Here is an 11,918-nt window from a genome sequence, read left to right as displayed (position 1 = left end):
CGGAAACAGTCGCCGCGTCCCGGCAGAAGCCCGACTCGTCCGCTTTCGGGAAACTCCCTCATCGCGGTGTTCTTCACATCTTTGCGACCGAGCGGCACAGGTGTAAGTTGTCAGGTGGAGAAACACCCATGGGCAGGATGATCGTAGAGGCTGCCACGAGCATCGACGGATATTGGACCGATGCCGATGGCGTGACCGTTTTCCCGGTCGATGATGCGCGGCGCGCCAAGATGGTCGCGCGGCTGGCCGATACCTGCGGTGCCGTGGTGATGAGTGCCAAGGCCTTCGCGGCAGGCGGCGATCCGGACTGGTATGCCGACAATTACGAGCTTCAGGTGCCGATCTTCGTCGTCACCGATCATGCGCCCGTTCCCGCCCCGCGGGAGAATGCGCGGCTGCACTTCCACTTCCACGCCGATTTTGCCTCTGCCTTTTCCGCTGCCCAGAAAGTGGCGGGCGACAAGGCAGTGCTGGTGATTGGCGGGGCCCGGACGGTCAGCGCCGCGCTCAGCACCGGCAAGGCGGACGAGATCTGGCTGCGCGTCATGTCGCGCGCGCTGGGCAAGGGCGCGCCGCTGTTCGATGACGACATGCCCTTCGAGGACTATTTCGTCTCCGAGATGGAGAACACCCCCAGCGCCGTCCACATGCGGCTGGAGCGGCGGGACCAGAACTAGGCCGGTCGCGGGCCGTTTCTTCCCTATCGAAAAACCACTTCGTCGCCCCCGCGAAGGCGGGGGTCCCGCTTTTTGGGTTCACGCAGAGACGCGGAGACGCAGAGGGGGCGTGCCGAAGCTGCCCCCTCTGCGTCTCCGCGTGCTTAAAAAGGAAGCGGGATCCCCGCCTACGCGGGGATGACGGGGAATTTTGGGGGAAGGTAGTGTACCGAGCGCCTCAGGCGCAGGCCGGCACCGCTTCCAGTTCCACGCCGCGCTTGTGGTGCGCCAGGGTCAGCAGGAACACCGCCAGACCACCCAGCGAAAGCCCCGCGCCGATCCAGCCGGTGGAGGTCAGCCCCCAGCCGGCCGAGATGGCCAGACCGCCCAGCCACGGGCCCAGCGCATTGGCGAAGTTGAAGGCGCTGTGGTGCGCGGCAGCGGCCAGTGCCTGCGCCTCGCCCGCAACGTCCATCAGGCGGGTCTGCAGGATGGTGCCGAGGCCGCCCGAGAAGCCCACCATCAGGATCACCGGAACCAGCGTCCAGATATTGCCCGCAGCGAAGGGGAACAGCGCAAGCGAGAAGGCGCTGAACAGGAGTGCGCCGATCGCCGCGCGGCTCTGCGCGCGGTCGGCGGCCCAGGCCCAGAACAGGTTGCCCACCGTCATGCCCACGCCGAATACCGCCAGCACCACCGGCACCAGGCCTTCGGACACCTTGGTGACTTCGATCATCGTCGATGCGACGTAAGTATAGACCGCGAAGAGGCCGCCGAAGCCGATGGCGCCGGTCAGCAGCGTCAGCAGCACTTGCGGGCGGCGCAGGGCGCTCAGTTCCCGCGCGGCGCTGGCGCCTTCCGACGGCGGCTGGTGCGGCGCGAACAGCGCGACGGAGGCCATGGTCATCAGCGCCAGCACCGAAACCACCGCAAAGCCCGCACGCCAGCCCAGCGCCTGTCCCAGCCAGTTGGCGGCGGGTACGCCGATGATCGTGGCGACGGTCAGCCCCGACATCACCATGGCCACGGCCTGCGCGCGCCGGTTTTCCGGCACCATCGATGCCGCAACCAGCGCCGCCACGCCGAAATAGGCGCCATGCGGCAGGCCGGAAAGGAAGCGGAACAGGATCAGCAGCGGATAGCTGGGCGCCATGGCCGAAAGCCCGTTGCCCAGTGCGAACATTGCCATCAGCCCGATCAGCAGCGCTCGCCGCCCCACTTTCGCCGCCAGCACCGCGATCACCGGCGCGCCGACGAAGACGCCCAATGCATAGGCGCTGATGGCGTGGCCCGCCTGCGGCTCCGTCAGATGAAGGTCGCGCGCGAAATAGGGCACGAGGCTCATCGCCGCGAATTCGGTGGTGCCGATCGCGAAAGCGCCCATGGCCAGCGCAAGCGTGACGAGGGCAGGGTGGGTGTGTTTCTGGTTCGGGTTCATGTTGCACTGCAATATTGGGGGCATTTGGCACTTAGTACCCCACGGCGCAAAGCCAAGGCCTATGATGAGTGTGTTTTTTGCATGTGAAAATTCATGTCGCGCAACTTGCAGACATCGATGTCGGCCTAACTGACTGCCTTTTAACTTCGAATAAGCAGATTTCGGCTATTCACTCGCGCGGGGACGACAGTTGCGTCGTGAAGGGAATCGGCCTTGCGCCATGAAGCACCGATGGTGGAACGCGCCGCCGGGCCTGCTGGGCCCGCGTCGAACCGGCGCGCGCGCAGTCGGCAGCCGTCCGGAGACATAGCCGAAAGCGAGTGGCGCGATCTGGAATCGCAGGCGCGATTGCCGTCGCAGATGCTGGCGTTCCACGGTGCGCTGGCTGCAACGATGCTGGCCGGCCGGGTGCAGCGGCTGGTGGCGGTGCGGGAGATGGGGCGGGTCATCGCGCTGCTGCCGCTCTGTCGCCGCAAGGGCTGGCTGGGGCGCTGGCATGCCGCCGGGGAACGGCAGGTCTACGAACCGGTTGACGCCCTCTGCCGCGACGATGCGGCTGCCGCTGCGCTCGCGGGTGATCTGGCGCGGCTGAAGCGCCCCTTGCGGCTGGAGCGGATCCCGGCGGATTCGCCGCTGGTGCGCGGGCTGCGCAGGGCTATGCGGCGGCGGGGGCTGCTGGTCGTTCGGCCGGCTACGGGTTGCCCGACCATCGCCATCGACCCCGGCGCCACCGATCCCGAGGCACGCTTCAATTCCGGCCGCCGCTCGGACTTCCGCCGCGCCCGCCGCCGGGCCGAGGCCGAAGGCGCGGTGACGTTCGAGATGCACGCCCCGTGTCGGGAGGAATTCGACACCCTGTTCGACGAAGCGGTGGAGATCGAACGGCGCGGCTGGAAGGGAGAGACCGGCTCCGCACTCGGCTGCGATCCGGTAAAGGCCGCGTTCTTCCGCGATTTCCTCGGCCGCGCGAGCGGGGAGGGGGCCTGCCGCATCGCTTTCATGCGGATCGGCGGCAAGGCGGTGGCGATGCAACTGGCGGTGGAATTCCAGCGCCGCTACTGGCTGTTCAAGATCGGGTTCGACACGGCCTTTTCGCGGGTGTCTCCGGGCAATCTGCTGATGCTTCATGCGCTGGCCGATGCCACCGGGCGGGGGCTGCTGGGCATCGAATTGCTGGGCGAAGTGGAGCCGTGGATCATGGATGTCTGGACGCGCGAGGCGATGGCTTGCGTGCGGCTGCAGACCTATCCGTTCAACCTCCATGGCCTTGCCGCACTGGCGGTGGAGGCGGCCAACTGGCTGTGGCAGCGGCGACCGGGATGGATGGCGCAAGGGCGGGCGGCGCAGGCATGAGCGCAGGCGTCGGCACGAAGCTGCGCGTGGCCCTTTCGCGCACGGTCGAGGCTGTGGCCCCGGCGCCCGATGCGGCGGCGGCAGCACGGGCGGCGCGTTCTCTGCACGAACGGGGCATGGCGGCGACGCTTAGCTATTTTCCGGCATGGGATGGCGTGCCGGATGGCATCGTGGCTGCCTGCGAGGCCCTGTCTCGGGCCTTGAACGGCGCGGTTCCGGGCACTTGTCTGGCGATCAAGGCCTCCCCGCTGCACTTCGACAAGGACCTGCTGCGCGCCGTGGCCGGCCCGGCGCGCGGGGCGGGCATGACCGTGGTGTTCGACGCGCTGACCCACGCACAGGCAGGTCTGACGCTCGATCTGGTCGAGTGGCTGGCCGGCGAATACGGCACAAGCGGCACCGCGCTCCCCGCCCGTTGGCGGCGGAGCGTTGCCGACGCCGAACGCCTGCGCGACTCACCCGTGCGCATCCGTCTGGTCAAGGGTGAGTGGGCCGATCCGGATAGCGACGCGGGCGACCTTTCGGCGGCGTTTCTCGAACTGGTGCACCTGCTCGCCGGACGATCCGCGCCGGTGGGCGTGGCCACGCACGATCCGGCACTTGCCCGCGCGGCGCTGGAGATCCTGAAAACCTCGGGCACTCCCTGCGAACTGGAGCAGTTGCGCGGCCTTCCCATGAAGCGCAGCAGCCGGGTGGCCGGCGAACTCGGCGTGCCGGTGCGGCTCTACTGGCCCTTCGGTCCGGGTTGGTGGCCCTACGCCGCCGAGAAACTGGTGGAGCGGCCTTATCTGCCGAAGTGGTGGGTGGTGGATCGTTTCCGATAATATCGGATTCCGAAGCGGTGGGCGCGGCGTCGTTAGCGAAGGAGAAGTGTCATTAACCGATATCTTGCGCTGGTCTTATTGACTGCGATTTGTAATTTCACTGTCGAAGTCAACGCGCGAGATTCTGTATCTAATTTTCAAGCGCGGCGATCGAAAGTCGTGCGATTGCTGTTTGCCATCCAGCAGGGCAACAAATCGGCAATTGGACTGTGTCCCGGGGCGTGGTGTAGCTGAAGCCGAGGCGCCGCGCATTTCGGCATCCGTCTGGGCCGTTCATGCTCCTGGGACTGCTGAGAGCATGGTGATTGGATTGTCGCTGACCGGCGCCATGGTTTCAAGGGTCATATAGCGGGCACGCTGGACGGCCCATTCGTCTGACTGTTCCATGAGGATAGCGCCGATGAGTCGGGTGATGGCAGCCTCATTGGGGAAGATGCCGACGACATCCGTGCGGCGTTTGATTTCGCCGTTGAGGCGCTCGATGGGGTTTGTGCTGTGTAATTTGGCGCGATGCTCGCGCGGGAAGGTCATGTAGGCCAGCACATCGGGTTCGGCTTCATCCATCAGGTTTGCCAGTTTGGGCAGTTTGGGTCGCACCTGATCGGCCACGGCACGCCATTGCTGGCTGGCGGCCTCGGGTGTTTCCTGAGCGAAGGCGGTGGCGATGAAGGCGGAGACAACCCTGCGGCCGCTTTTACCGGCATGAGCCAGCGCATTGCGCATGAAGTGAACCCGGCAGCGCTGCCACGTGGCACAGAGCAGTTTGGAGACGGCTGCCTTGATGCCTTCGTGCGCGTCGGAGATGACCAGCTTGACGCCGCGCAGTCCTCGGCGCGTCAACTTGCGCAGGAAGGCGGTCCAGAAAGGCTCGGCTTCCGAGGCGCCGATGTCCATGCCCAGCACTTCGCGGCGACCGTCGCTGTTCACGCCTACCGCGACGATCACCGCCACCGAGACGATCCGCCCATTCTGCCGAACCTTCACGTAGGTTGCGTCGATCCAAAGGTACGGCCAATCCCCTTCGATCGGGCGGTCCAGGAAGGTATGCACGCGCTCGTCGAGCTCCTCACATAGGCGGCTCACTTGGCTCTTGGAGATGCCGTCCATGCCAAGCGCTTTGACCAGATCGTCCACTGAGCGGGTGGAAATGCCCTGGATGTAGGCCTCCTGGATCACCGCAGTCAGCGCCCGCTCCGCCATCCGACGTGGTTCGAGGAAAACGGGAAAGTAGCTGCCTTTGCGCAACTTTGGGATCCGCAGCTCGACAGTGCCGGCCCGCGTCTGCCAGTCGCGCTCGCGGTGCCCGTTGCGCTGAACAAGCCGGTCGGGAGACTTCTCGCCGTAGCCAGCGCCAGTCAGGTTGCCGACTTCCATCTCCATCAGCCGCTCGGCGGCAAACGAGATCATCTCGCGTAGAATATCCGCGTCCGGGGTCTTCTCTACCAGCGAACGCAGGTGCATCATCGGATCGGTCATCGTGATTCCTTCCGTCAGGTTCGAGTTTCGCAACCCAAACCTATCCGAAAATCACGGTGACCACCTCAACCCTCAGCTACACCACCTCCCGGGACACGATCGGCAATTGCCAAGGAAGGCGTGATCGGCGTTCCTTATTATCTGGGTTATGACCAGCCCAAGCCGCAAACTCCGGTGCCGTTTGCCGTTGAATCGTTGGCGGCCTTCGCGTCATGCACGGCTTTGGATGCAGAACCGTCAGCGACAAACTGGCTGAGTGTTCAGTGGGATTGCCCTGCTGGCGTGAAGCAGCCTTGGCGCAGCACGGAAACCGCATTCAAGTTCGACGGGATGAAAATCACGGAAATTCGAACCACGCCCGGTGCCACGATTTTGTTTTCTCGCGATGCCGGAGCCTCTTAATCGCCGGATATGGCGCACGATTTGTGGCTAGCTGAGGGCGGTTTAGTCTTTGACGATCCCGTCCACCGTGATCCGGTAGCCGGCCAACTGGTATTCGGAGATCGTCACCGTGAAGGAAGGCGCTTTACGATCGAAGCGTGAGGAAGTCCGCCCGAAGGCGAACTTCCGCGCAACCTTACAGATCCAGGCCGAACTCCGGCGCGTTCTGGTCGGTGTGGTCGGAGGTGGGATGGGCTACGTGGATGCCGCATTCGGTCTTGTCCCACCCGCGCCAGCGGCCGGAGCGGGGGTCTTCGCCTGCCGCCACCTTGCTGGTGCAGGGCATGCAGCCGATCGACGGATAGCCCTGCGCCACCAGTGGGTGCGGGGGCAGGTCGTGCTCGGCGATATAAGCGGCGATGCGGTCGGGGTTCCAGTCGATCAGCGGGTTGATCTTCAGGCGCCCTTGCGCGTCGGTCGTGTCGATCTCGAAGCGCGGCAGCGTGGCGCGGGTCGAGTTCTGGAACGCCTTGCGGCCGGTGAAGGAGGCGTCGTAGTTCAGCAGCGCCTTTTCCAGCGGCTTCACCTTGCGGATCTCGCAGCAGCCGTCCGGGTCGTAGGACCAGCGCAGCCCGCTTTCGTCCTTCTTCGCCAGTTCTTCCGCATCGGGCAGCAGGTTGATGAGGTTGGTCAGGCCCAGTCGATCGGCCAGCTGGTCGCGATAGGCCAGCGTTTCGGGGAAGTGCTTGCCCGTTTCCAGGAACAGCACCGCCACCGAAGGATCGACCGAGGCGACAAGATGCAGCAGCACCGCCGATTCCGCACCGAAGCTGGACACGATCGCGATATCGCCGGCCATGCCTTCCTTGAGCACCGTTTCGAGCATTTCGTTCGTGTCGGTGCCGCGGAACAGGCGGTTCAGGCGCACGGCATCGGCCTCGTCGAAACGAGGGCCGGTGTCGATCAGGTCGCGAATGCGAGTCACTTCGGTACGGGTCATCGGGTGGTCCCTTATGACGGCGATTTTCCGGTTATCGAGGCGGAAATCAGCCGTGGCGCTTGGCCCAGATCGCAGGGCGACCGTCGACGACGGTGGCCTGATAGACGTTTTCCCAACGGTCGAACGCGGTCTGCGCGTCCTGTTCGTTGAGGGCCTTGTCCGGCGCGAAGGCATCGAAACCGCAGCGCCGCAGGTGGTGGAGCATGTCGATCACCAGATCGCCCACCGCGCGCATCTCTCCGTCGTAGCCCGCTTCGCGCAGGATACGGGCGGAGGAGTAGCCACGCCCATCGGTCCAGGCCGGGAAGCTCACTTCCACCAGCGAGAGACGGTCGAGGTGCGGCAGCAGATCGCGGGCGTCGTCGCCCGGTTCGATGCGGACGGCGCTGGCATTGGTCTGCTCGCCGAAGGAATCGACGGTCACTGCCGGATCGTTGACCGCTTCGTCTTCACGAAAGCGGAATTGGACTTCAACCATAGATCGCTTCCTTGAACGGGGCCATGCCGATACGGCGATAGGTGTCGAGGAAGCGTTCCTCGCCCTGCTTGTTGGCGAGATAGACTTCGGTGGCCTTTTCGATGGCATCGACCACGCCGTCCTCGGTGAAACCGGGGCCGGTGATCTGGCCGAGCGAGGTATCCGCGCCCTCGCTGCCGCCCAGCAGAAGCTGGTAGTTTTCCAGCCCCTTCTTGTCGACGCCAAGGATGCCGATGTGGCCCGCGTGGTGGTGGCCGCAGGCATTGATGCAGCCAGAGATTTTCAGCTTCAGCTCACCGATCTCGGCCTGACGTTCGGCACTGCCGAAACGTTCGGAGATCTTCTGCGCCACCGGGATCGAGCGGGCATTGGCCAGCGCGCAATAGTCGAGGCCCGGGCAGGCGATGATGTCGCCCACGGTGTCGAGATTGGCGGTGGCAAGGCCCGCTTCGTCCAGCGCCTGCCACACGGTGTAGAGGTCTGCCTTCTTCACGTGCGGGAAGACGATGTTCTGGGCGTGGGTGACGCGCAGTTCGTCGAAGCTGTAGTCCTTCGCCAGCTGCGCCATCAGGCGGATCTGGTCTGCGGTGGCGTCACCGGGGATGCCGCCCACGGGCTTCAGAGAAACCGTGGCGATCACATAGCCCGCCTGCTTGTGGGCATGCGTGTTGCGCTCCACCCAGAGGCGGAAGTCGGGATCGCTCAGGTCTAGATCATCCGGGGCGCCGGCTTCGAAGCCGGGATCGACGAAGTGCGTCTTGATCCGTTCCAGCTCGGCCAGCGGCGGTTCGATCGGCTGAGTCAGCAGGTGCGCGAACTCTTCCTCCACCTGGCGGACGTATTCGTCGCGGCCCAGTTCGTGGACGAGGATCTTGATGCGCGCCTTGTACTTGTTGTCGCGGCGGCCATAGCGGTTGTAGACGCGCAGGCAGGCCTCGGCGTAGGTGATCAGCTGGTCCAGCGGCACGAAGTCGCGGATCAGCGGGGCAATCATCGGGGTGCGGCCCATGCCGCCACCGGCGTAGAACTGGGCGCCGATCTCGCCAGCGTCGTTGCGCACCATCTTGATGCCGATGTCGTGCAGGCGCATCGCCGCGCGGTCGGTTTCCGACGCGATGACGGCGATCTTGAACTTGCGCGGCAGCACCAGGAATTCCGGGTGGAAGCTGGACCACTGGCGCAGCAGTTCCGCATAGGGGCGCGGATCGACGATTTCTTCCGCAGCCGCGCCCGCATACTGGTCGGACGAGATGTTGCGGATGCAGTTGCCGCTGGTCTGGATGGCATGCATCTCCACCTTGGCCAGTTCGGCCAGGATGTCGGGCGTGTCTTCCAGCTTGATCCAGTTGTACTGGATGTTCTGGCGCGTGGTGAAGTGGCCGTAGCCGCGGTCGTACTTGTCCGCGATATCGCCCAGCAGCGTCATCTGCGCGGAATTCAGCGTGCCATAGGGCACCGCGACGCGCAGCATGTAGGCGTGGAGCTGGAGGTAGAGGCCGTTCTGCAGGCGCAGCGGCTTGAACTGATCCTCGGTAAGGTCGCCGGCAAGGCGGCGGCGCACCTGATCGCGGAATTCCGCGACGCGGGTATCGACCATCTGCTGGTCGTATTCGTCATACTTGTACATCAGATCACCCAGTCTACGGCTGCGGGGTCGGACGGCTTCAGCGTCAGGTCGAGGCGGACGGTCGGCCCAAGGGCGCGGATACGCTCCTTGATGTGGGCCGGGCGCACGCCTTCTTCGGTCTTCGCGCCATCGACGATATAGGCGCCGACGACATTGCGGGCGCCTTCCTCGCGCGCGGCAAGGGCGGCGCCATGGTCGCCGACGTCGGCGGAATCGTTGACATCCAGCGACCAGCTTACGCCGGTCCACCAGATGACCGCCCCGGTCTTGAGATCGTTGCCCGTCAGGATCTTCACTGTTGTACTGCCTCCAGCGCTGTTGCGCTTACGATGGTATCGGGCTGCGCGGTAACAGCGCCGATGACGATGAGCGCGGGGCTGGCCACCCGTTCCCGCTCAACAAGCTCTGCAAGTCCCGCAAGCGACGCGCGCAGCACGCGCATGTCGCTTCGCGTGGCCTTTTCGATCACCGCGACGGGAACGTCGGGCGTCAGGCCGTCCGCAATCAGCTTTTCGGTGATCTGGGCGGCGGTCGCAAGGCCCATGAAGATCACCAGGGTGCGGCCCTTGCCGGCAAGGCCGGACCAGTCTTGGTCGGTCAGGCCCTTGCACTGGCCGGCCACGAACGTGACGATCGAGGCATGGTCGCGGTGCGTCAGCGGGATTTGCGCGGCGGCGGCGGCGCCCAGCGCGGACGAGATGCCGGGCACCACTTCCACCGGAACCCCGGCGGCGCGGCAGGCTTCGGCTTCCTCGCCGCCGCGGCCGAACACGAAAGGATCGCCGCCCTTCAGGCGCACGACATCGTTGCCGGCCAGTGCCTCACGCACGAGCAGGGCGTTGATCTCCTCCTGCTTCATGGTGTGGCGCGAACGGGCCTTGGCCACCGAGATCAGACGCGCGGAGGGGCGCGCCATCGACAGGATCGCCGGATCGACTAGCCCGTCATGCACGATCAGCGCGGCATTCATCACCAGCCGCGCGGCGCGCAGGGTCAGCAGGTCCGGATCGCCGGGGCCGGCGCCGACCAGAAAGACTCGGCCAATGGAGGCGGAATTCGGTTGCATGGTGGCGCACATGATACCGCAGGACCGGGGATACCAGCCAGAATGGCTTTGCAGGGGGCAAGGGCGACTTTAGGGGGCGGAGGGCCGGTGCCGCAAAATTCGCATTTCGCGAATTTTCAAACGGTCTCTCAGGCCGATCCGCACGAAAATGTCCTGATTGGGGCATTCCCCATGCAAACGCTCAGGTCGTCGCAAATTCGACAAGAAATGCGCGCGCGCATGCCGAATGTCCCATAAAGGAAAAAGAGGTCGTTGCTGTTTAGGTGGCGTCCTGACGCGATTTAAGAGCGATGGCTTGCGCCATGGTTTTGAAATCGATGGATATTTTGGATGCGCGACGGGTTAACTCGTTGATATAGCGATGCAATTTCGAGTGATGGTAGATATATATTAGTAATAAAACAGGATGAGTGTCGCAAAGTAATCGTCAATTGATGTCAATTAATCTGGCGCAAGTGCCGTGCAAGTGGTCGCAAGACGCTGTTCCTGCTTATCTGTTCTGTCTATAAGTGAATTGTGGGTGTTAAAGCTGCGATCGCAGGTAGACGGGTGGGGTAAGTGGTTGCCGCAGTTGGGTGACGACTAACCGGTGCGCTAACCAAATCTTAACCCAAGGAGGTGACTTTTGATCCTCTTGGAGATCGCGCAATGCCCATCGAGGCACATTTCGAAGTAAACCCCGAAGCTGTCAGCTATGGCAGCGACCGTGTACGCGCACCGCGCCGCAAACTGATGTTCGAGACGCAGGGATCGAACGCTGGCGGGGTGGATCTGCCTGTACTGGTTCACAATTTTTCCGAATCCGGGCTGCTTCTGGAAAGCACGGCGCTGCTGACTATCGACGAAACGATCGAACTGGATCTACCGGAGGCCGGCCTGACGCCCGCGCGCGTGGTCTGGTCCAGCGGCAACCTTTACGGCTGCGCGTTCGACCGGATGTTGCCCAAGGCGGCGCTAAGTGCAGCGCAGCTGCGCGGTGTTTCGCAGCCGGGGATCGATCTGCCGTCAGCCAGCCGGAGTGCTTCGGATGCGCCTGCGGGTGGTAATGCGCCTGCCGCGATCGGCGGCGAAAGCCTGGGTGAACGCCTGCACCGGCTGCGCAAGGAGCGCGGGCTGACGCAGGGCGAACTGGCATCGCGTCTGGGTGTCAGCAAGCCGACCGTTTGGGCCTGGGAGCAGGGGCGTGCGCGGCCGATCGAGGACCGGCTTGAGGCGATTGCCCGCGAACTGGGTGTCGCCACGACGGAGCTTCGTCCGGGCCGCACGGTTGCCGGCCTGCCCGAACTGATCGCCCGCTGCCGGGAACAGATCGCATCGGCTGTCGAAACCACGCCGGACAAGATCAAGATCATGATCGAATTGTGATCCCTTTCGGGATCGCGAATTGCAAGATCGGCCGTTTTCGAGAATCGTCTTTGCGACTCGGTAATCAAATGGTAAATGCAGGAATAACAATTACTTAATACAAAGCAGGTTAGGTAACAGGGCTAACTTTCTTTGCGTTTGAATAATTGTTTGGGTCGCTTTGAGTGCGTTTGGTTGGTGGCTGCGTTTACTCATTTGCGTGGGTGCGCGTCTGCTAACCGGCAAGTTCGAGTGACCGCTTGTTCCTTGGGATC

12 protein-coding genes are annotated in these 11,918 nt (G+C 64.1%); 5 read left to right on the top strand and 7 right to left on the bottom strand.

Features of this window, described 5'->3' with window-relative positions; all coding sequences use genetic code 11:
* Positions 1-128: 128 nt before the first annotated feature.
* A complete protein-coding gene (locus ACZ1JC_RS25335; protein WP_465137535.1) occupies positions 129-677 on the top strand; it encodes a dihydrofolate reductase family protein in 549 nt (182 codons plus the stop codon).
* Positions 678-894: 217 nt separating this feature from the next.
* Here ACZ1JC_RS25335 and ACZ1JC_RS25330 read toward each other — a convergent pair whose 3' ends face one another.
* Complete coding sequence (locus ACZ1JC_RS25330; RefSeq protein ID WP_465137536.1) at positions 895-2,094, bottom strand: MFS transporter; 1,200 nt, start codon at positions 2,092-2,094, stop codon at positions 895-897.
* Positions 2,095-2,307: 213 nt separating this feature from the next.
* Between ACZ1JC_RS25330 and ACZ1JC_RS25325 the strand changes: the two genes are divergently transcribed.
* Entirely contained in the window at positions 2,308-3,447 is a 1,140-nt protein-coding gene (locus ACZ1JC_RS25325) for a GNAT family N-acetyltransferase (RefSeq protein WP_465137537.1), read from the top strand.
* A complete protein-coding gene (locus ACZ1JC_RS25320) occupies positions 3,444-4,271 on the top strand; it encodes a proline dehydrogenase (RefSeq protein WP_465137538.1) in 828 nt (275 codons plus the stop codon). Before ACZ1JC_RS25325 ends, ACZ1JC_RS25320 begins: the two co-directional genes overlap by 4 nt.
* A gap of 273 nt (positions 4,272-4,544) precedes the next feature.
* Here ACZ1JC_RS25320 and ACZ1JC_RS25315 read toward each other — a convergent pair whose 3' ends face one another.
* Positions 4,545-5,747, bottom strand: coding sequence for an IS256 family transposase (locus tag ACZ1JC_RS25315; protein ID WP_465135341.1), 1,203 nt, complete (start codon positions 5,745-5,747; stop codon positions 4,545-4,547).
* A gap of 120 nt (positions 5,748-5,867) precedes the next feature.
* Here ACZ1JC_RS25315 and ACZ1JC_RS25310 point away from each other — a divergent pair, with 120 nt between their 5' ends.
* Positions 5,868-6,149, top strand: coding sequence for a hypothetical protein (locus ACZ1JC_RS25310; RefSeq protein ID WP_465137539.1), 282 nt, complete (start codon positions 5,868-5,870; stop codon positions 6,147-6,149).
* A gap of 175 nt (positions 6,150-6,324) precedes the next feature.
* On the opposite strand, the gene ACZ1JC_RS25305 is transcribed toward ACZ1JC_RS25310, so the two are convergent.
* The 5 genes from ACZ1JC_RS25305 to cobA are packed head-to-tail and all read right to left on the bottom strand — an operon-like array spanning position 6,325 to position 10,299.
* On the bottom strand, positions 6,325-7,128 hold the full coding sequence (locus tag ACZ1JC_RS25305; RefSeq protein ID WP_465137540.1) for a phosphoadenylyl-sulfate reductase: 804 nt from the start codon (positions 7,126-7,128) through the stop codon (positions 6,325-6,327).
* A 46-nt stretch (positions 7,129-7,174) separates the two neighbouring features.
* On the bottom strand, positions 7,175-7,606 hold the full coding sequence (locus tag ACZ1JC_RS25300) for a DUF934 domain-containing protein (protein WP_465137541.1): 432 nt from the start codon (positions 7,604-7,606) through the stop codon (positions 7,175-7,177).
* Positions 7,599-9,233, bottom strand: coding sequence for a nitrite/sulfite reductase (locus tag ACZ1JC_RS25295; protein ID WP_465137542.1), 1,635 nt, complete (start codon positions 9,231-9,233; stop codon positions 7,599-7,601). The genes ACZ1JC_RS25300 and ACZ1JC_RS25295 overlap by 8 nt, the downstream gene beginning before the upstream one ends.
* Positions 9,233-9,529, bottom strand: coding sequence for a DUF2849 domain-containing protein (locus tag ACZ1JC_RS25290; RefSeq protein WP_465137543.1), 297 nt, complete (start codon positions 9,527-9,529; stop codon positions 9,233-9,235). Before ACZ1JC_RS25290 ends, ACZ1JC_RS25295 begins: the two co-directional genes overlap by 1 nt.
* Positions 9,526-10,299, bottom strand: a complete 774-nt coding sequence (gene cobA / locus ACZ1JC_RS25285; protein ID WP_465137544.1) for a uroporphyrinogen-III C-methyltransferase — start codon at positions 10,297-10,299, stop codon at positions 9,526-9,528. Before cobA ends, ACZ1JC_RS25290 begins: the two co-directional genes overlap by 4 nt.
* A 648-nt stretch (positions 10,300-10,947) precedes the next feature.
* Here cobA and ACZ1JC_RS25280 point away from each other — a divergent pair.
* The gene (locus ACZ1JC_RS25280) at positions 10,948-11,664 is read left to right on the top strand and encodes a helix-turn-helix domain-containing protein (protein ID WP_465137545.1); all 717 of its coding nucleotides are present in this window, start codon (positions 10,948-10,950) and stop codon (positions 11,662-11,664) included.
* Positions 11,665-11,918: the final 254 nt, after the last annotated feature.

This window comes from Sphingomonas sp. BL-S-28 (genome assembly GCF_055521515.1).
This window is presented reverse-complemented; position numbering and strand designations above follow the sequence as displayed.

Bases quoted from the DNA above. Each gene is read 5' to 3' on its own strand.
- ACZ1JC_RS25335 (WP_465137535.1), top strand. From the start codon at position 129: ATGGGCAGGATGATCGTAGAGGCTGCCACGAGCATCGACGGATATTGG.
- ACZ1JC_RS25305 (WP_465137540.1), bottom strand. From the start codon at position 7,128: ATGACCCGTACCGAAGTGACTCGCATTCGCGACCTGATCGACACCGGC.
- ACZ1JC_RS25280 (WP_465137545.1), top strand. From the start codon at position 10,948: ATGCCCATCGAGGCACATTTCGAAGTAAACCCCGAAGCTGTCAGCTAT.
- ACZ1JC_RS25330 (WP_465137536.1), bottom strand. From the start codon at position 2,094: ATGAACCCGAACCAGAAACACACCCACCCTGCCCTCGTCACGCTTGCG.
- ACZ1JC_RS25295 (WP_465137542.1), bottom strand. From the start codon at position 9,233: ATGTACAAGTATGACGAATACGACCAGCAGATGGTCGATACCCGCGTC.
- ACZ1JC_RS25320 (WP_465137538.1), top strand. From the start codon at position 3,444: ATGAGCGCAGGCGTCGGCACGAAGCTGCGCGTGGCCCTTTCGCGCACG.
- cobA (WP_465137544.1), bottom strand. From the start codon at position 10,299: ATGCAACCGAATTCCGCCTCCATTGGCCGAGTCTTTCTGGTCGGCGCC.
- ACZ1JC_RS25300 (WP_465137541.1), bottom strand. From the start codon at position 7,606: ATGGTTGAAGTCCAATTCCGCTTTCGTGAAGACGAAGCGGTCAACGAT.
- ACZ1JC_RS25315 (WP_465135341.1), bottom strand. From the start codon at position 5,747: ATGACCGATCCGATGATGCACCTGCGTTCGCTGGTAGAGAAGACCCCG.